General features: G+C 61.8%; 16 protein-coding genes. 13 read left to right on the top strand and 3 right to left on the bottom strand.

Features of this window, described 5'->3' with window-relative positions; genetic code table 11:
- Positions 1-267 precede the first annotated feature (267 nt).
- The 5 genes from ACIPOO_RS09825 to ACIPOO_RS09805 all read left to right on the top strand — a co-directional run bounded on the left by ACIPOO_RS09825 (position 268) and on the right by ACIPOO_RS09805 (position 4,086).
- On the top strand, positions 268-1,179 hold the full coding sequence (locus tag ACIPOO_RS09825) for a LysR substrate-binding domain-containing protein (RefSeq protein WP_274135587.1): 912 nt from the start codon (positions 268-270) through the stop codon (positions 1,177-1,179).
- 212 nt (positions 1,180-1,391) lie between these two features.
- Complete coding sequence (purE, locus tag ACIPOO_RS09820) at positions 1,392-1,883, top strand: 5-(carboxyamino)imidazole ribonucleotide mutase (RefSeq protein ID WP_074754780.1); 492 nt, start codon at positions 1,392-1,394, stop codon at positions 1,881-1,883.
- Between the two features lie 6 nt (positions 1,884-1,889).
- A complete protein-coding gene (locus ACIPOO_RS09815; RefSeq protein WP_400606199.1) occupies positions 1,890-2,972 on the top strand; it encodes a 5-(carboxyamino)imidazole ribonucleotide synthase in 1,083 nt (360 codons plus the stop codon).
- Between the two features lie 250 nt (positions 2,973-3,222).
- Positions 3,223-3,468 carry a GlsB/YeaQ/YmgE family stress response membrane protein gene (locus tag ACIPOO_RS09810; protein WP_274135582.1) on the top strand — a complete coding sequence of 82 codons (246 nt, stop codon included), beginning with the start codon at positions 3,223-3,225 and terminating at the stop codon, positions 3,466-3,468.
- 81 nt (positions 3,469-3,549) lie between these two features.
- Positions 3,550-4,086 (top strand): DUF3299 domain-containing protein, encoded by a 537-nt coding sequence (locus tag ACIPOO_RS09805; protein ID WP_400606197.1) that lies wholly within the window; start codon positions 3,550-3,552, stop codon positions 4,084-4,086.
- 173 nt (positions 4,087-4,259) lie between these two features.
- On the opposite strand, the gene ACIPOO_RS09800 is transcribed toward ACIPOO_RS09805, so the two are convergent.
- Both ACIPOO_RS09800 and ACIPOO_RS09795 read right to left on the bottom strand, forming a co-directional pair.
- The gene (locus ACIPOO_RS09800) at positions 4,260-5,171 is read right to left on the bottom strand and encodes a D-hexose-6-phosphate mutarotase (protein ID WP_400606195.1); all 912 of its coding nucleotides are present in this window, start codon (positions 5,169-5,171) and stop codon (positions 4,260-4,262) included.
- Between the two features lie 96 nt (positions 5,172-5,267).
- A complete protein-coding gene (locus tag ACIPOO_RS09795; protein WP_274135576.1) occupies positions 5,268-5,669 on the bottom strand; it encodes an acyl-CoA thioesterase in 402 nt (133 codons plus the stop codon).
- A 380-nt stretch (positions 5,670-6,049) separates the two neighbouring features.
- Between ACIPOO_RS09795 and ACIPOO_RS09790 the strand changes: the two genes are divergently transcribed.
- The 8 genes from ACIPOO_RS09790 (at position 6,050) to ACIPOO_RS09755 (ending at position 16,747) form a co-directional block, all read left to right on the top strand.
- Positions 6,050-7,342 (top strand): MFS transporter, encoded by a 1,293-nt coding sequence (locus ACIPOO_RS09790; protein WP_274135574.1) that lies wholly within the window; start codon positions 6,050-6,052, stop codon positions 7,340-7,342.
- Between the two features lie 168 nt (positions 7,343-7,510).
- On the top strand, positions 7,511-8,482 hold the full coding sequence (locus tag ACIPOO_RS09785) for a phosphate ABC transporter substrate-binding protein PstS family protein (RefSeq protein WP_274135573.1): 972 nt from the start codon (positions 7,511-7,513) through the stop codon (positions 8,480-8,482).
- Between the two features lie 483 nt (positions 8,483-8,965).
- A complete protein-coding gene (locus ACIPOO_RS09780) occupies positions 8,966-10,978 on the top strand; it encodes an ABC transporter permease subunit (RefSeq protein ID WP_400606378.1) in 2,013 nt (670 codons plus the stop codon).
- Between the two features lie 15 nt (positions 10,979-10,993).
- A complete protein-coding gene (gene pstA, locus ACIPOO_RS09775; protein WP_400606192.1) occupies positions 10,994-12,664 on the top strand; it encodes a phosphate ABC transporter permease PstA in 1,671 nt (556 codons plus the stop codon).
- Between the two features lie 112 nt (positions 12,665-12,776).
- Positions 12,777-13,610, top strand: a complete 834-nt coding sequence (gene pstB / locus ACIPOO_RS09770; RefSeq protein WP_274135570.1) for a phosphate ABC transporter ATP-binding protein PstB — start codon at positions 12,777-12,779, stop codon at positions 13,608-13,610.
- A gap of 54 nt (positions 13,611-13,664) precedes the next feature.
- On the top strand, positions 13,665-14,423 hold the full coding sequence (gene phoU / locus ACIPOO_RS09765) for a phosphate signaling complex protein PhoU (protein ID WP_274135569.1): 759 nt from the start codon (positions 13,665-13,667) through the stop codon (positions 14,421-14,423).
- 182 nt (positions 14,424-14,605) lie between these two features.
- Positions 14,606-15,502 (top strand): response regulator, encoded by an 897-nt coding sequence (locus ACIPOO_RS09760; RefSeq protein WP_274135568.1) that lies wholly within the window; start codon positions 14,606-14,608, stop codon positions 15,500-15,502.
- 336 nt (positions 15,503-15,838) lie between these two features.
- Positions 15,839-16,747, top strand: a complete 909-nt coding sequence (locus ACIPOO_RS09755; protein ID WP_400606188.1) for a peptidoglycan DD-metalloendopeptidase family protein — start codon at positions 15,839-15,841, stop codon at positions 16,745-16,747.
- Between the two features lie 143 nt (positions 16,748-16,890).
- On the opposite strand, the gene ACIPOO_RS09750 is transcribed toward ACIPOO_RS09755, so the two are convergent.
- Positions 16,891-18,231: a hemolysin family protein gene (locus tag ACIPOO_RS09750; RefSeq protein ID WP_274135564.1), complete on the bottom strand. Its 1,341-nt coding sequence runs from the start codon at positions 18,229-18,231 to the stop codon at positions 16,891-16,893.
- Positions 18,232-18,277: the final 46 nt, after the last annotated feature.

Genomic DNA, 18,277 nt, shown 5'->3' with positions numbered 1-18,277 from the left:
GCCGGAACGCCTTGAATACTAGGCTTGTGGATGATTGCGGACCAATGCTGTTAAGCGCTAGCCTATGCACAAACGGCATAATGTTGATGTGACGTTCGGATTGTGACGAGCGTGTGAACAGCGAGCCAAGGGACAACATGTTTCCTGTAGGAGCGCGCTTGCCCGCGACCGCAATCTGTCCGCACCACGGGCATCGGCTGACACAACCTGATCGCGGGCAAGCGCGCTCCTACGCAAAGCGGTGCGTTTTGTCCCCCGGAGAACACCATGAATCTGGAAAGCAAATGGCTGGAAGACTTCAGCGCCCTGGCTGCCACTCGCAGCTTCTCCCAGGCGGCCGAGCGGCGGTTTGTGACCCAGCCGGCGTTCAGCCGCAGGATTCGCAGCCTTGAGGCCGCACTGGGCCTGCAACTGGTCAACCGCTCGCGCACGCCCATCGAGTTGACGGCGGCGGGCCAACTGTTCCTGGTCACGGCGCGTACCGTGGTCGATCAGCTCGGCGAAGTGCTGCGCCATCTGCATCATCTGGAGAGCGGGCAGGGCGAGGTCATGCAGATTGCGGCGGCGCACTCGCTGGCATTGAGCTTCTTCCCGCGCTGGATCGCCCAGCTGCGCAACGAAGGCCTGAACATCGCTACCCGGCTGGTCGCCACCAACGTTGGCGACGCCGTGCATGCCTTGCGCGAAGGCGGCTGCGACCTGATGCTGGCTTTCTATGATCCGGATGCCGCGCTGCAGATGGACGCCGAGATTTTCCCTTCGCTGCACCTGGGCATGACCGAGATGCTGCCGGTCTGCTCGGCAGATGCCGACGGCAAACCGTTGTTCGATCTGGAAAGCGATCAGAGCGTGCCGCTTCTGGCTTACAGCGCCGGGGCATTTCTGGGCCGTTCGGTGAATCTGCTGTTGCGCCAGCGCGCGCTGCGCTTCACCACAGTGTATGAAACGGCGATGGCCGACAGCCTCAAGGGCATGGCCCTGCAAGGATTGGGGATCGCCTGGGTGCCCAGGTTGTCCATCGCCGCCGAGCTGGAACGGGGCGAACTGGTGGTCTGCGGTGGTGCGCAATGGCATGTGCCGCTGGAGATTCGCCTGTACCGCTGCGCCCTGGTGCGCAAGGCCAACGTGCGGTTGCTGTGGCGCAAGCTCGAGGGTGGCGTGGCGCAGCCGGTCACTTGACCTGCAGGTCAGTAATCACGGGCGCTGGCGGCTGTTTGCGGGCTGCTGACAGGAGGTCATCAGCCGTCTGTCAAACCTCACTCTTTGCGGTATACTGCGCGGCCTTTGGCCGGTTGCACTGGTCATAATTCGTACGACAAGCCACGCCGGTTCTCCCGCGTGGCTTGTTGTTTTTAGACGCGCCTGCGGGCGCCCGATGAAGAGGCACGACGATGAGCGCACTGGTTGGCGTGATCATGGGCTCCAAGTCCGATTGGTCCACCCTTAGCCACACCGCCGATATGCTGGAAAAGCTCGGCATTCCGTACGAAGTCAAAGTGGTATCGGCCCACCGCACTCCGGACTTGCTGTTCCAGTACGCTGAAGAGGCTGAAGGCCGTGGCATCGAGGTGATCATCGCCGGTGCTGGCGGTGCTGCTCACCTGCCGGGCATGTGCGCCGCCAAGACCCACCTGCCGGTGCTGGGCGTGCCTGTGCAATCCTCGATGCTGTCGGGTGTCGATTCGCTGCTGTCCATCGTGCAGATGCCAGCAGGCATTCCGGTTGCCACCCTGGCGATTGGCAAGGCCGGTGCGATCAACGCAGCGCTGCTGTCGGCCAGCATCCTGGGCGCCAAGCACCCGCAATTCCATGCAGTGTTGAAAAAATTCCGCACTGAGCAGACAGACAGCGTTCTGGACAATCCAGACCCACGCGAGGCCTGAGTTTTCATGAAGATCGGCGTAATCGGTGGCGGCCAGCTGGGTCGCATGTTGGCACTGGCGGGCACCCCGCTGGGTATGAACTTCGCCTTCCTGGACCCTGCGCCGGACGCGTGCGCCGCTGCACTGGGCGAGCATCTGCGTGCCGATTACGGCGATCAGAACCACTTGCGTCAGCTGGCTGACGAAGTGGACCTGGTGACCTTCGAATTCGAAAGCGTGCCTGCTGAAACCGTGGCGTTCCTGTCGCAGTTCGTGCCGGTCTACCCGAGCGCCGAAGCCCTGCGCATCGCCCGGGACCGCTGGTTCGAGAAGAGCATGTTCAAGGACCTGGGCATCCCGACGCCTGCGTTCGCCGACATCCAGTCCCAGGCGGACCTGGATGCGGCAGTCGCCAGCATCGGCCTGCCGGCGGTGCTGAAAACCCGCACCCTGGGTTACGACGGCAAGGGCCAGAAAGTCCTGCGCAAGCCGGAAGATGTGGTCGATACCTTCGCCGAGCTGGGCAGCGTGCCTTGCCTGCTCGAAGGCTTCGTGCCGTTCACCGGTGAAGTGTCGCTGATCGCCGTGCGTGCCCGCGATGGCGAAACCCGTTTCTACCCGCTGGTGCACAACACCCATGACAGCGGCATCCTGCGCCTGTCGATCGCCAGCACCGACCACCCGTTGCAGGCGCTGGCCGAGGATTACTCGAGCCGTGTGCTCAAGCAGCTGGATTACGTGGGCGTGATGGCATTCGAGTTCTTTGAAGTCGACGGCGGCCTGAAAGCCAACGAAATCGCCCCGCGCGTTCACAACTCCGGTCACTGGACCACCGAAGGCGCCGAGTGCAGCCAGTTCGAAAACCACCTGCGCGCCGTTGCCGGCCTGCCACTGGGTTCGACGGCCAAGGTGGGCGAGAGCGCGATGCTCAACTTCATCGGTGAAGTGCCGGCCGTGGACAAGGTCATCGCGGTCGATGACTGCCACCTGCACCACTACGGCAAGGCGTTCAAGGTCGGTCGCAAGGTGGGTCATGCCACCGTGCGCAGCAAGGACCGCGCAACGCTGGATCGCCAGGTGAAGCTGGTGGAAGCGCTGATCAAGAACTGATCCCCGCCACAATCCTCGGTCCGGATCACAATCTTTGATGCGGACCGTTGCCCTGTAGGAGCGCGCTTGCCCGCGATCGCGGTGTGTCAGGCCCCGCATGTGGTACAGATACACTGCGGTCGCGGGCAAGCGCGCTCCTACAGGTTCGTGGGGAATCGTGTTGAACCATTCATCCCCCCAACCCCTCTCATAGCGTGTTGCCGATAGCCGACTAGGCTTTGGCATATTCATTCAAACAGAGGGAAATGGCATGGGCATCATCGGAACCATCTTCATCGGCCTGATCGTGGGGCTGCTGGCTCGTTTTCTGAAACCCGGCGACGACAGCATGGGCTGGATCATGACCATCATCCTGGGTATCGCAGGCTCGCTGGTCGCGACCTACGGCGGTCAGGCACTGGGTATCTATCAGGCAGGCGAGGGCGCCGGTTTCCTGGGTGCTCTGGTCGGTGCAATCGTGCTGCTGGTCATCTACGGCATGATCAAAAAGAAATGAAACCGGTTCCGGCCCTCTGCGCGATCGACGCGCGGAGGGCTAGAATGCGCGGCACTTGAATTCCCCTTGCCGAGCCTATCGATGCGTCGTCTTCTCCTGCTTCCCCTGCTGCTGGTCTGTGCACTGGCCAGCGCCGCCGAACCCCCTGAAACCGACTGGCTGGAACTGATGCCCAAGTCGGACCAGAAAGCCCTCGAAGCCATGCCCGAGATCGATCACAACTCCCCGGAAGCCAAGGGGACATTCGATGCCAAGGGCGGCCTCAAGCAGAGCAAGGGCTTGCCCGCCGTGATGTACTCGACCAAGACTGTCGCGGCCATGAACAACAAGATCATTCGCCTGGGCGGCTATCCGGTGCCACTGGAAACCGACGCCAAGGGCCACAGCACCCTGTTCTTCCTGGTGCCTTACCCGGGCGCCTGCATCCACGTACCGCCACCGCCGCCCAACCAACTGGTGCTGGTGCGCTATCCCAAGGGTCTGAAGATCGACGATATCTACACGCCGCTGTGGGTCATCGGCACGCTGAAGATCGAGACGGTCAACCATGACCTGGCCGACGCGGCCTACGCGCTGGATGCATCGAAGGTGCGGGTGGTGACTGAGGCGGATTTGTAAGCGCGATCCCCGGCCTGAACTCTGCATTGCAGGAGCGCGCTTGCCCGCGACAGCGGTGTGTCAGACGACACGTATGCCAGAGAGACACCGCCATCGCGGGCAAGCGCGCTCCTACAGGCGGGGGCGTTCTTCAGATCGCTCCCGCCGGCAAGCCGTGCTGCTACGAATGTGGATTACTCGTCCGTCAGCGGCTCGGCGCGAATGCTCACGCTCATCGCGTGCATGTCGCCCGGCTTGAGCGTCACGATGTCGCTCATGACGTTCGCGGTCTCGACGCACACCATGCTCTGCCAGCCATCGGCCTGCATGTCGCTGAAGGTTTTGGTCTTCTCGATCCACGGGTTCCACACCACCGAGGAGTTCGAGCCAAGGGTCTGGATCTGGATCCGGCGCTTCCAGCCAGGGTCGACAATGGAAATCAGGTCCGGGGTGCCCTGGTAAATCCGGTCGGTCTCGCCCGTGAAGGTGATGTCACCGGCCTGCACTTGCGGCGTGTCCCAGCTTTCCAGTGTGTTCAGGTAGCTCACCCCGTCCAGGCCTTCGATGCTGACCTGGCGCACGTCGCTGACGGCGAAATAGCTGTGCAGTGCCTGGCTGATGGTGACGTCTTCGGGACCGGCGTTGAAGCTCAGCAGGCTGACGTTCAGCGCAGCGTCCATGCGGATCTGCAGCTTCACGCCGACAGTGTGCGGCCAGCCGGGCAGATGACCTTCGGCCTTGGGCTGAATGAACTCGACGATCAGCGCATCGCCATCTTCGCCCATGCCCATCAACTCCCAGTCGATGGCACGGACTTCACCGTGGGCGTTGGCCGGCTCGCTGCTCTGGCGCATGTCTTGTACAGCTTGCGGGTTGCGCTGGAAATTGCCGAACCACGGCCAGCAAATCGGCATGCCGCCGCGAATTGCCTTGCCGTGCTTGAACACCGCGCCTGGGTTGGACCAGATCAGCGGCTCGTCGCCGTCGATCTGATAGCTGACGATGTGCGCACCCTGCTGGGCGACCACCAGTTCGGCCTGGCCGTGGCGGATGCGCCAGCAATTGAGCTCACCGAGCTGGATGGATTCGACTTCTGGCGTAGGCATAGGGGTACTCACTCAAAGGACAGTGACTGAATCAGACTCTGCCAAGCTTGATGAGTTTACCGCCCGATGCCAAGTGCGTTGACGCCTGCCCTGCGCTTAGCGCCGCGCCGGTACCGAACGGGTGCGCCCGCTGCCATCGATGGCCACGAACACGAACATGGCCTCGGTGACCTTGCGCCATTCGCTGGACAGCGGATCGTCGCTCCACACTTCGACCATCATGCGGATCGAGCTGCGGCCGATTTCCAGGGTCTGGGTATAAAAGGACAGCTGCGCGCCCACCGCCACCGGCACCAGAAACGCCATGCGGTCGATGGCCACGGTCGCCACGCGGCCACCTGCGACCTTGCTGGCCATGGCCGTGCCGGCCAGATCCATCTGGGCAACCAGCCAGCCGCCGAAGATATCGCCAAAGCCGTTCGTTTCGCGCGGAAGCGCAGTGATTTGCAGAGCCAGATCGCCCTGCGGGATTGGATCTTCCTGTTCAAGTTCGTTCATTGCGGGGTCCCTCTGACCCATGACTCTCTAAGTCTTCAATACATTTAATTAGGGAAACTCTGCGAAAACGACTTGGGTAAATGGTTTCGCACAACTTCCCTCAAAGACCGGTTGAGTCGCGGTCGGCAAGTATATCGGTCCATGCGTCACGAGACGACCGCCGGGTTCCCATTGTGGCGGGCTCTCGTTGCAATCCATGTGCATTCACGCGCAATTTGCTATCGTGCCGAACCGATTTGGCGCACTACGCCGTTATTGGCACGCAATTTTGATGCCCGATTACCTCTTCGAGACGATAAATCGCGTGTAGCACCGTTACCCACGGCTGCCTCGTTGTTGATTTTTTGTCCCAGGAAAGCCTCAAAAGAGAAGCCATTGTCATGTCCTCTGTGTCTTCAAGTGCCGCGCAACCTTCGCGCCCACTGACCCGCAACGATTACAAAACCCTGTCGCTGTCTGCCTTGGGCGGCGCGCTGGAGTTCTACGATTTCATCATCTTCGTCTTCTTCGCAGCCGTGGTGGGCAAGCTGTTCTTCCCCGTGGACATGCCTGAATGGCTGCGTCTGATGCAAACGTTTGGCATCTTCGCCGCTGGCTATCTGGCTCGCCCACTGGGCGGCATCGTGATGGCGCACTTCGGTGACCTGCTGGGCCGCAAGAAAATGTTCACCCTGAGCATTTTTCTGATGGCTGTGCCGACCCTCATCATGGGCCTGCTGCCCACCTATGCGCAGATTGGCATCTGGGCGCCGCTTTTGTTGCTGCTGATGCGCGTCATTCAGGGCGCCGCCATTGGTGGCGAAGTGCCAGGGGCGTGGGTATTCGTTTCCGAGCACGTTCCCGCACGTAACGTCGGTTACGCTTGTGGCACCCTCACCTCGGGTCTGACTGCGGGCATTCTGCTCGGCTCGCTGGTCGCCACCTGGATCAACAGCATTTACACACCGGCCGAGGTTTCGGACTACGCCTGGCGCATTCCTTTCCTGCTGGGTGGGGTGTTCGGCCTGATGTCGGTGTACCTGCGCCGCTGGCTGCACGAGACGCCGGTGTTCGCCGAGCTGCAACAGCGCAAGGCCCTGGCCGAGGAAGTCCCGCTCAAGGCCGTGCTGCGCGATCATCGCGGCGCCGTGGTGTTGTCGATGCTGCTGACATGGCTGCTGTCGGCAGGTGTGGTGGTGGTCATCCTCATGACCCCGACCCTTCTGCAGACCAGCTACGGTTTCGCCCCGGCAGACACCCTCAAGGCCAACAGCCTGGCCATCGTCCTGCTGAGCCTGGGTTGCATCGGCGCAGGCGCCCTGGCAGACCGCTTCGGCGCGGGCCTGGTGTTCCTGATCGGCTCGCTTGGGTTGTTGATCACTTCGTGGACTTTCTACCACACGGTCGGCGCCCACCCGGACCTGCTGTATCCGTTGTACGCGCTGACCGGCCTGTTCGTCGGCACCATCGGCGCCGTGCCGTTCGTGATGGTCAAGGCATTCCCACCGGTGGTGCGTTTCTCCGGGCTGTCGTTTTCCTACAACCTGGCGTATGCGATCTTCGGTGGCCTGACGCCCATGGTCGTGACACTGATGCTCAAGGCCAACCCGATGGGCCCGGCCTGGTATGTGGCGATCCTGTGTGGACTGGGGATGGGAATCGGGCTGTTTCTGCTCAAGAAAAAGGTCGCTTGATTCAGTCTGCTGACTGAGCAATATCCTGTAGCAAATTCATGGCTCCATTAAAGGCCGTTCCTTCAAAAGAGGCGCGGCCTTTCATTTCATTGTCACAATTCGGACATAGAGTAGTCACATGGCCATCATTGATCCCGGCCGACTCTCTTTTCTCGCCAGGAGCCAGGCATGACATTCAAGCGTTTGATGACCGCATTCACCCTGGTAGCCGTCAGCGTGCCCGCTGTCCAGGCCGTTGCTGCGGTCGATCCGGCGATCAAGCCTTACGTTAAAACCACCGGTGTATCGGGCAACCTGTCCAGCGTCGGCTCCGACACCCTGGCCAACCTGATGACCTTGTGGGCCGAGGCCTACAAGAAAGAGTACCCCACGGTAAACATCCAGATTCAGGCGGCCGGTTCCTCCACTGCGCCACCGGCGCTGACCGAAGGTACCGCGACCCTGGGCCCGATGAGCCGCAAGATGAAGGACGGCGAGTTGTCGGCCTTTGAGCAGAAATACGGCTACAAGCCCACCGCGATTCCCGTGGCGGTGGATGCGCTGGCCGTGTTCGTGCACAAGGACAACCCGATCAAGGGCCTGACGATGCAGCAGGTCGATGCGATTTTCTCCGCCACGCGGCTGTGCGGCGCCAAGGCCGAAGCCAAAACCTGGGGCGACGTGGGCGTAGCGGGGGATCTGGCGGGCAAGACCATCCAGCTGTTCGGCCGCAATTCGGTGTCGGGCACCTACGGTTATTTCAAGGAAGAGGCCCTGTGCAAGGGCGACTTCAAGGCCAACGTCAACGAGCAGCCGGGCTCTGCCTCGGTGGTGAGCTCCATCAGCAGCTCGCTGAACGGCATCGGTTATTCCGGCATTGGTTATAAAACGTCCAGCGTGCGCACGGTGCCGCTGGCGAAGAAAGAAGGCGGCGAATTCGTCGAAGACAACGAAGCGAACGCTCTGAACGGCACCTATCCGTTGGCGCGCTTCCTTTATGTGTACGTCAACAAGGCACCCAACAAGCCGCTCAACCCGCTTGAGGCCGAGTTCGTGAAACTGATTTTGTCCAAACAAGGTCAGGAAGTTGTCATCAAAGACGGGTACATTCCACTTCCAGCCAAGGTTGCCAGCAAGGCATTGGCTGATCTGGGGCTTTAACAAGGGGGTGGCACGCAGAGCCGTCCTGCCGTTATAAAAAGTGCATCCCAGGGGCGGGCAACAGGTTCGTCCCGCCAATTGAACGAAAAGGCCTTATGGAACGAGGCTCGCAAAAATGAGCAGTCCGTTGCCACGATTATCGAGGCGGCGGGCTTTTTTGCGTCACCACGCTGTCATGTATTTGTCATGTGCAGTGACTAGGGTGTGCGCATGAATGATTTGGCCAATTCATCGATGACCGACAAGTCTCCACCCGAGCGCATTGATTTCAATACGCCGCAGCTACAACGCAAGCGTCGTATTCGTGCGCTAAAGGACCGGCTCACACGCTGGTACGTGCTGGTGGGCGGCCTTGCCGTGCTGGCCGCAATCACTCTGATTTTCTTCTACCTGGCCTACGTCGTGGTGCCGCTGTTCCAGGGCGCGAAACTGACCACCCGGCCTGCCCTGGCCCCAGCTTGGTTGCAGGATGCCGGCAATCCCATGGTCTTCGCCATCGAGGAGCAGAACGAGGTCGGCATGCGTGTGTCCGACAATGGCCAGGCGATATTCTTCCTCATCAAGGATGGCTCCGAGCTGTCTCGCGTGAGCCTGCCGGTGCCTGCGGGCGCCCACGTGACCTCCGTCGCCAAGGATCAACCCGGCAAGCCGGTGATCGCCGTCGGCCTGTCCAACGGCCAGGTACTGGTGTTCAAGCACGCCTATCCGATCAGCTACCCGGACAACAAGAAAACCATTACTCCTGCCATCACCTATCCGTACGGCGAGACTCCGCTGGGGCTGGATCAGGAAGGCCGGGCGGTGGAGCACGTCAGCCTCAATGCCGGCGACTCCACGCTGATCGTGGCCGGTTCCACCGGGACTCAGCTGCATGTGGTCTCGGTTAGCCAGACTGAAAACCTGATGACCGGCGAGACCACCAACGATCAAAGCCGCATCGAGCTGCCGCAGTTGTCCGCCACCGTGAAGGCGATCTACGTCGATCCGCGCCAGCAGTGGCTGTACGTCATCAACGGCCGCGCCCAAGCGGACGTGTTCGACCTGCGCGATCGCAGCCTCAACGGTCGCTACAAGCTTCTGGAAGATGCCAACGCCGAGATCACTGCCAGCATCCAGCTGGTGGGCGGTATCTCGCTGATGATCGGCAACTCCAAGGGCGGCATTGCCCAGTGGTTCATGGCGCGGGACGTCGATGGCGAGATGCGCCTGCAACACATCCGCGATTTCAGCATGAACGGCGCGCCGATCTCGCAGATCGTGCCTGAGCAACGCCGCAAGGGTTTCATTGCCATGGACAGCGCCGGCAAGCTCGGCGTGTTCCACAGCACCGCACACCGCACGCTGCTGATCGATCAGGTGGCCGATGGCCCGGCGCTGATGGCCATGTCGCCTCGGGCCAACCTGGTGCTGGTCGAGCAGCACGGCAAGCTGCAGCCGCTGAGCCTGAGCAATCCGCACCCGGAAGTCTCGTGGAGCGCGCTGTGGGACAAGGTCTGGTATGAAAACTACGACAAGCCCCAGTACATCTGGCAGTCCACGGCGGCCAACACCGACTTCGAGCCCAAGCTGAGCCTGGCGCCACTGACCTACGGCACGCTCAAGGCCGCGATCTACGCGATGTTGCTGGCAGCACCGCTGGCGGTGGCTGCGGCGATCTACACCGCCTACTTCATGGCCCCGGGCATGCGCCGCAAGGTCAAGCCGGTGATCGAATTGATGGAAGCCATGCCCACGGTGATCCTCGGTTTCTTCGCCGGGCTGTTTCTGGCGCCGTACCTGGAAGGCCATCTGCCGGGGATCTTCAGCCTGCTGCTTTTCACGCCCGTTGGCATCCTGCTGGCCGGGTTTGCCTGGTCGCGCCTGCCCCAGTCGCTGCGCCTGCGGGTGCCCGAAGGCTGGGAAAGCGCGATCCTGATCCCGGTGATCCTGCTGGTGGGCTGGGTGTCGCTGGGCATGAGTTCGCACCTGGAGAACTGGTTCTTCGGCGGCGACATGCGCTCCTGGATCACCAATGATCTGGGCATTACCTACGATCAGCGCAACGCGCTGGTGGTCGGCCTGGCCATGGGCTTTGCGGTGATCCCCAACATCTACTCCATCGCCGAAGACGCCGTGTTCAGCGTGCCGCGCAGCCTGACCTTGGGTTCACTGGCGCTGGGTGCGACGCCTTGGCAGACCCTGACTCGCGTGGTGATCCTGACCGCCAGCCCCGGCATCTTCTCGGCGCTGATGATCGGCATGGGCCGCGCGGTGGGCGAAACCATGATCGTGCTGATGGCCACCGGCAACACGCCGATCATGGACATGAACCTGTTCGAAGGCATGCGCACCCTGGCGGCCAACGTCGCAGTGGAGATGCCCGAGTCCGAAGTGGGCGGCAGCCATTACCGCGTGCTGTTCCTGGCGGCGCTGGTGTTGCTGATGTTCACCTTCGTCATGAACACCTTGGCAGAGCTGATTCGTCAGCGCCTGCGCAAGAAGTATTCGTCTCTCTAGGGCAGGTAGAAACTGATGAAAAAGACCTCCCTGAAGAACTGGTTCAAAAGCGGCGCCCCCGGCGTGTGGATGAGTGCGGGCGCGGTTTCCATTGCCGTCATCATGACCATTGGCCTGCTGGCAGTGATTGCTGTGCGCGGGCTGGGGCATTTCTGGCCCGCCGATGTCATCTCTGCACAATACGACGTGCCCGGCCAGGAGCGGCATGTGCTGGTGGGCGAGCTGGTGCAGTCCGAGCAAGTGCCTCGCGCGCGGCTCAAGAGCGCCGGGCTGCCGGTGCCCGACCAGGGCCCGGAATTCATGACCCGCGACCTGTTCAAGGTCGGCAACCGTGACATCAACCGCAGTGACTTCAACTGGATCGTCGGCGACTGGCTGACCGACCAGCGCAAGCCTGCCGATGTGATGACGATCGAGCGCCGCGAGTGGGGCAACTTCTACGGCTATCTGGTCAACGTCAAGGAAGGCGAGCGCGTGGTGGCCGAGGGTGAGGCCGCGTGGCCGCAGCTTCACGAGCGCATCAAGCGGGTGCAGAAGATCGCCGATGAGCTGAACCGTCTTGAGAAAACCGAAATCGGCGCGGTCAACCACGGGATCGAGCGCTTGCGCCTCCAGGCCCGCAAGCTTGAGCTCAACGGCAGGCTGGATGCCCAGGCCCAAGCCGATATGGCCAGCGAGCGCGCCGAGTACGATGCCCGCTACAAGGCAATTGAATCGCAACTGCTCGCCCTGCACGCCGACTTCAACCGCGACAGCCTCACCGCGCGCGATGCCAACGGCAAAGAGGTGGTCATCAGCCTGGGCAAGGTGGTGCATGCCTACCAGCCCAACGCCATGGGCGTTGCGACCAAGCTGGGCTTCTACTTCACCAAGCTCTGGGAGTTCCTGAGCGACGATCCGCGGGAAGCCAACACCGAAGGCGGGATCTTCCCGGCGATTTTCGGCACCGTGATGATGACCCTGATCATGGCCGTGATCGTGACGCCGTTCGGCGTGCTGGCGGCGGTCTATCTGCGCGAATACGCCCGTCAGGGCCCGATGACCCGGCTGATCCGTATTGCGGTGAACAACCTGGCGGGTGTGCCGGCCATCGTCTACGGCGTGTTTGGCCTCGGCTTCTTCGTCTATGTGCTGGGTGGCTCCCTCGACCGGCTGTTCTTCCCCGAGGCGCTGCCTGCGCCCACCTTCGGTACGCCGGGCTTGCTGTGGGCATCGCTGACCCTGGCGCTGCTGGCGGTGCCGGTGGTGATCGTCGCGACAGAAGAGGGCCTGGCGCGCATACCGCTGACCCTGCGCGAAGGTTCGCTGGCGCTGGGCGCGACCAAGGCCGAAACCCTGTGGAAAATCGTCCTGCCCATGGCCAGCCCCGCGATGATGACCGGCCTGATCCTGGCCGTGGCCCGTGCCGCTGGTGAAGTCGCGCCGCTGATGCTGGTGGGTGTGGTCAAGCTCGCGCCATCGCTGCCGGTGGACGGCAACTACCCTTATCTGCACCTTGACCAGAAGATCATGCACCTGGGCTTCCACATCTATGACGTCGGCTTCCAGAGCCCCAACGTCGAAGCGGCGCGGCCGCTGGTGTACGCCACGGCGCTGTTGCTGGTGCTGGTGATTGCCCTGCTGAACCTGTCGGCAGTGACCATCCGCAACCGCCTGCGCGAGAAATACCGGGCGCTCGATGGATAAAACCAGCGTCAAGCGGCAAGCAATAAGCGGCAAGCAAAGCCGTAGTCGCGTTTGCCCGAACTTGCAGCTTACGGCTTGAAACTTGCCGCCAAGAACGAACAGAGAACCGAAGATGCAGAAAGATCCCCACACCCACGGCATCAACATGTCGGCCCTGGGTCGCAAGCGCCAGGGGCTGGACCTCGCCCGTGAAGACATCGCCCTGGAAGTGCCGGGCCTGAACCTGTTCTACGGTGAAAAACAGGCGCTGTTCGATATCGCGCTGAACATTCCCAAGCAGCGGGTGACCTCGTTCATTGGCCCGTCGGGCTGTGGCAAATCGACCCTGCTGCGCAGCTTCAACCGCATGAACGATCTGGTGGACGGCTGCCGGGTGCAGGGCGAGATCAAGCTCTACGGGCGTGACATCAACACCCGCACCGAAGACGTCGCCGAACTGCGTCGCCAAGTGGGCATGGTGTTCCAGAAGCCCAACCCGTTCCCCAAGACCATTTACGAGAATGTGGTCTACGGCCTGCGGATTCAGGGCATCAACAAGAAGCGTGCGCTCGACGAAGCGGTCGAGTGGGCACTGCGTGGCGCGGCACTGTGGGATGAGGTCAAGGACCGCCTGCACGAGTCGGCGCTCGGGCTTTCCGGTGGTCAGCAGCAACGTCTGGTGATCGCCCGCACTATCGCCGTCGAACCCGAAGTACTGCTGCTCGATGAGCCGTGCTCCGCGCTCGACCCGATTTCGACGTTAAAAGTCGAAGAGTTGATCTACGAACTGAAATCCAAATACACCATTGTGATCGTTACCCACAACATGCAGCAGGCGGCGCGTGTATCGGATTACACCGCATTTCTGTACATGGGCAAGGTGGTCGAGTACGGCGACACCGATACGGTGTTCACCAACCCGGCCAAAAAACAGACTGAAGACTACATAACCGGTCGTTACGGCTAGCACGTGTTTCGTCAGCCCTGAACCACCGCGCAATCAATCGGACGGACACTCAGCATGATCAAAGACAGCCATACACATCACATCTCCCAGCAGTTCAACGCTGAACTGGAAGAAGTTCGCAGCCACCTGCTGGAAATGGGTGGTCTGGTCGAGAAGCAGGTCAACGACGCGGTTACCGCACTGATCGACGCCGACTCGGGCCTGGCCCAGCGCGTTCGTGAAGTCGACGACCGCATCAACCAGATGGAACGCAACATCGACGAAGAGTGCCTGCGCATTCTGGCGCGTCGTCAGCCTGCGGCCTCGGACCTGCGTCTGATCATCAGCATCTCCAAGTCGGTGATCGACCTGGAGCGCATCGGCGACGAATCCACCAAGATCGCCCGCCGCGCCATCCAGCTCTGCGAAGAAGGCGAGTCGCCACGCGGCTACGTGGAAGTGCGCCACATCGGCGACCAGGTACGCAGCATGGTGCGTGATGCACTGGACTCCTTCGCTCGCTTCGACGCGGACCTGGCGCTGTCGGTCGCCCAGTACGACAAGACCATCGACCGTGAGTACAAGACCGCCCTGCGTGAACTTGTGACCTACATGATGGAAGATCCACGCTCGATCTCCCGCGTTCTGAACGTGATCTGGGCGCTGCGTTCGCTGGAGCGCATCGGTGACCACGCTCGCAACATCTCGGAGCTGGTGATCTACCTGGTGCGCGGCACCGACGTGCGTCACCTGGGCCTCAAGCGCATGCAGGAAGAAGTCAAAGGGCTGTCTGCCGAAATGCCTAATGTTCCGGACTCGCCTGACGATAAGTAAGATTGCCTGAGAAAAAACGCCTGGCCGATGCCAGGCTTTTTTTTGGGCCAACCGGCTGTTTTGGGGCCGCTTATTTCAGTCACCCGCGAATAAATATCCCGGTGCCGTCAAACAATTTGGCAGTTGGCCACTAGCCAGCGATATGCTCGCCATTTGCGGTGAACACGCCATCAGGAGCGTCAATGAGTAAAGTCAGTGTGTTGGTGGTGGATGATGCGCCGTTCATCCGCGATCTGGTGAAGAAAGGTTTGCGTAACGCGTTTCCCGGCATCACCCTGGAAGACGCGGTCAACGGCCGTAAAGCTCAGGTGCTCCTGACCCGCGAAGCGTTTGACTTGGTGCTGTGCGACTGGGAGATGCCCGAGATGTCGGGTCTGGAACTGTTGACCTGGTGCCGCCAGCAGGAAAGCCTCAAGGGCATGCCGTTCATCATGGTGACCAGCCGTGGCGACAAGGAAAACGTGATCCAGGCCATTCAGGCCGGGGTCTCGGACTTCATCGGCAAACCGTTCACCAACGAGCAACTGCTGACCAAGGTCAAGAAGGCGCTGCACAAGGTCGGCAAGCTGGAGGCCCTGATGAGCAGCGGCCCGGCTCGCGTGAACGCGGCTTTCGCCAATGACTCGCTGGGCGCTCTGACTGGCAACCGTCCGGAAGTGGTCAACGCAACCCCTGCGGCCGCCGCACCTGCGCAGCCGTTGGTCAAACCCATGGCCAAGCCGGCGGCACCTGCCGAGCCGAGTGGCCGTGGCCAGGGCCAATTGCGCCTGTCCAGCGGCATCCAGCAGTGCATCATCAAGGCGCTGACCCTCAAGGAAGCCTCGCTGGTTGTCCGTCGCAGCGAAGCCTTGCCGCAGATCCTCGACAGCGCCGTACTCGACCTTGAGCAGGGCGAGAACGCAGAAGTGGCGCGTTTGAACGGTTATCTGCACGCCATCGCGGCGTTCGAGCAGAAGCCCGACAGCGACTGGCTGCAACTGACGTTCCGTTTCGTCGACCAGGACACCCAGAAGCTCGACTACCTGTCGCGCCTGATCGCCCGGGGTACGGCGCAGAAGCACTTTATTCCTGGCGCCTGACCGTTTGCCCCGGCGGCGTTCTCGTGGACGCCCCGCCGGCAAGCCGTGCTGCTACGGGCCAGCGGTTCGACACAGATTTGTGTGGCAGCGGATTTCCTGTAGGAGCGCGCTTGCCCGCGAAGGCGTCAGGTCAGACAATTCAACCCTCAATGACACACGTGGAGCCGTAGCAGCACGGCCTTCTTCCTTGCATAGAAATTGCACATTCCCTCGCGCTCGCCCCTGACGCGAATTCCTTGACGCTTCGTCTGTCACCGATTGATACGGATGAGTCCTTTTCCGTAGGTTTCGCTGTTAGGCTGGGCGCCAATCGTCCCCTTAGCCAGGCCTATCCTGATGTTAGAGCGCTTGCTGGTGGTGTGTGTGTTGTTGCTGGCTGCGCAATCGGCCGCAGCTGTCACTATCTACCGATTCACCGATGCCAACGGAGTGGTCTCGTTTACCGATCAACCCGTCCCCGGCGCGCAAGTGATGAAATTGCGCGAGCGCATGGTCGAGCGCATCGACAGCCAGGTGCGGCTGAACGTCAAGAAAGCCAAGGGCGTGGACAGCCTCTACGTGCGCAACGACCTGTATGCGCCGGTCGAAGTGGAACTCAGGCTCTCGGGCGTGAAGAACGTGGTCGGGGTTGCCGATCAGGTCATCCGCCGCACCATTCCCGCCCGCAGCAACGAACGTCTCATCGCGCTGAGCCCACAGATCCCCAGCAGGGCCATGGCCTACAAGTCCAGCCTGCGCTCCATCGTCGGCGATCCGCAGCGCAGCGCGTCTTTCGCAGGCCTTGGCTACCGTTATCCGCTGCCGTGGGTGGGCGGGCCGTTCCGCATCAGCCAGGGGCCCAACGGGCAGTACAGCCACACCGGCGCCAAGAGCCGCTACGCCATCGACATCGCGATGCCTGAAGGCACGCAGATCATCGCGGCGCGCAGTGGCACAGTGATCAAGACCGAGAACGGGCAGTCAGGGCGGGGCGCCAACCCTTCGGGCAACTTCGTGCGCATCCTGCATGACGACGGCACCATGGGTGTGTATCTGCATCTCAAGCAGGGTTCGGTGAGCGTCAGGGAAGGCGAGCGCGTGGCCGTGGGGACGCCGCTGGGGCGTTCGGGCAACACCGGCAACAGCACCGGGCCGCATCTGCATTTCGTGGTGCAGCGCAACGTGGGGCTGGCGCTGGAGTCGATCCCCTACGAGTTCGCCCAGCCGGTGCAGAACCTGCCCAATTTCGCAATTGGCGGGAATTGATTGCACCTGTGGGAGCGCGCTTGCCAGCTCCTGATGCGTGGTAACGCCGCCCCGGACGCTCCGCGTCCGATGGCTGGCCGACGCAGAGCGTCGTGGGATGCATTCCCACGCGGAGCGTGGGAACGATCACGGCGTCTGGTGGATCAATCCAGCTTCAAGACCTTCGCCAGCACGATCTTCGGGCCTTTCATCTTTTTGATGATGATGCGCAGCCCTTCGACTTCCATCACTTCCTCTTCCTCAGGCACGCGCTTGAGGCTGTCGTAGATCAGGCCTGCCAGGGTTTCGGCCTCGACGTGGTCCAGATCGATGCCCAACAGGCGTTCGACCTTGAACAGCGGCGTGTCGCCTCGTACCAGCAGTTTGCCGGGCTGGTAGGCGAGGATGCCGCGCTCGGCCTTGCGGTGTTCGTCCTGGATGTCGCCGACCAGCACTTCCAGCACGTCTTCCATGGTCAGGTAGCCGATGACCTTGCCGTCGGCTTCCTCGACCAGCGCGAAGTGCGCGCCACCCTGGCGGAACTGCTCCAGCAGGCGCGACAGCGGCATGTGCTTGGACACGCGCTCAACCGGGCGAATCAGTTCGGCGAGGTTGAAGGATTCAGGAATGTGATCCAGCGCCGCCAGCTCCAGCAACAGGTCCTTGATGTGCAGAATGCCTTCGAACTCGCCGCTTTTTGCGTCGTACACCGGGTAACGGCTGAATTTGTGGCGGCGGAACAGCGCAAGAATTTCTTTCAGCGGCGCGTTGGAATCCAGGGTAACGAGGTCTTCCCGGGAGTTGGCCCAGTCCACCACTTCGAGCTCGCCCATTTCCACGGCCGAGGCCAGCACGCGCATGCCCTGGTCGCTCGGGTCCTGGCCACGGCTGGAGTGCAGGATCAGTTTCAGTTCTTCGCGGCTGTAGTGGTGCTCGTGATGCGGGCCAGGCTCGCCCTGGCCGGCAATGCGCAGAATGCCGTTGGCGCTGGCGTTGAGCAGGTAGATCGCCGGGTACATGACCCAGTAGAACAGGTACAGCGGCACCGCCGTCCACAGCGACAGCAGCTCGGGCTTGCGGATGGCCCAGGACTTGGGCGCCAGCTCGCCGACCACGATGTGCAGGTAGGAGATCACGAAGAAGGCGGAGAAGAACGACACGCCCTTGATGACTTCCGGCGAGCCGATGCCGACAGCTTCCAGCAGCGGTGCCAGCAGGTGCGCGAACGCCGGCTCACCGACCCAGCCAAGGCCCAGCGAGGCCAGGGTGATACCCAGCTGACAGGCCGACAGGTAAGCGTCGAGCTGGCTGTGAACCGTGCGCAGGATGCGGCCGCGCCAGCCGTTCTTGTCGGCGATGGACTCCACGCGCGTGGCGCGCAGTTTGACCATGGCGAACTCTGCCGCAACGAAGAAACCGTTGAGCAGGACCAGGATCATTGCGAAGAGAATCATGCCGAAGTCGGCGAAAATTGAAGCCAGGCTAATACCAGGGGAAGGGTCCATGATGGAGTTTTGCAGGTTCCGTATAAGTGCAGGGATGAAATAAACC

Origin of the sequence: Pseudomonas sp. NPDC090201 (assembly GCF_044746825.1) — a bacterium.
Classification (GTDB): domain Bacteria; phylum Pseudomonadota; class Gammaproteobacteria; order Pseudomonadales; family Pseudomonadaceae; genus Aquipseudomonas; species Aquipseudomonas putida_AD.
Note: the sequence above shows the minus strand (reverse complement) of the source record. Positions and strands in the feature narration are given on the sequence as shown.

Excerpts from the sequence above, each read along its gene's own strand:
- ACIPOO_RS09825 (WP_274135587.1), top strand. The coding sequence starts at position 268 with ATGAATCTGGAAAGCAAATGGCTGGAAGACTTCAGCGCCCTGGCTGCC.
- purE (WP_074754780.1), top strand. The coding sequence starts at position 1,392 with ATGAGCGCACTGGTTGGCGTGATCATGGGCTCCAAGTCCGATTGGTCC.
- ACIPOO_RS09815 (WP_400606199.1), top strand. The coding sequence starts at position 1,890 with ATGAAGATCGGCGTAATCGGTGGCGGCCAGCTGGGTCGCATGTTGGCA.
- ACIPOO_RS09810 (WP_274135582.1), top strand. The coding sequence starts at position 3,223 with ATGGGCATCATCGGAACCATCTTCATCGGCCTGATCGTGGGGCTGCTG.
- ACIPOO_RS09805 (WP_400606197.1), top strand. The coding sequence starts at position 3,550 with ATGCGTCGTCTTCTCCTGCTTCCCCTGCTGCTGGTCTGTGCACTGGCC.
- ACIPOO_RS09800 (WP_400606195.1), bottom strand. The coding sequence starts at position 5,171 with ATGCCTACGCCAGAAGTCGAATCCATCCAGCTCGGTGAGCTCAATTGC.
- ACIPOO_RS09795 (WP_274135576.1), bottom strand. The coding sequence starts at position 5,669 with ATGAACGAACTTGAACAGGAAGATCCAATCCCGCAGGGCGATCTGGCT.
- ACIPOO_RS09790 (WP_274135574.1), top strand. The coding sequence starts at position 6,050 with ATGTCCTCTGTGTCTTCAAGTGCCGCGCAACCTTCGCGCCCACTGACC.
- ACIPOO_RS09785 (WP_274135573.1), top strand. The coding sequence starts at position 7,511 with ATGACATTCAAGCGTTTGATGACCGCATTCACCCTGGTAGCCGTCAGC.
- ACIPOO_RS09780 (WP_400606378.1), top strand. The coding sequence starts at position 8,966 with ATGGTCTTCGCCATCGAGGAGCAGAACGAGGTCGGCATGCGTGTGTCC.
- pstA (WP_400606192.1), top strand. The coding sequence starts at position 10,994 with ATGAAAAAGACCTCCCTGAAGAACTGGTTCAAAAGCGGCGCCCCCGGC.
- pstB (WP_274135570.1), top strand. The coding sequence starts at position 12,777 with ATGCAGAAAGATCCCCACACCCACGGCATCAACATGTCGGCCCTGGGT.
- phoU (WP_274135569.1), top strand. The coding sequence starts at position 13,665 with ATGATCAAAGACAGCCATACACATCACATCTCCCAGCAGTTCAACGCT.
- ACIPOO_RS09760 (WP_274135568.1), top strand. The coding sequence starts at position 14,606 with ATGAGTAAAGTCAGTGTGTTGGTGGTGGATGATGCGCCGTTCATCCGC.
- ACIPOO_RS09755 (WP_400606188.1), top strand. The coding sequence starts at position 15,839 with ATGTTAGAGCGCTTGCTGGTGGTGTGTGTGTTGTTGCTGGCTGCGCAA.
- ACIPOO_RS09750 (WP_274135564.1), bottom strand. The coding sequence starts at position 18,231 with ATGGACCCTTCCCCTGGTATTAGCCTGGCTTCAATTTTCGCCGACTTC.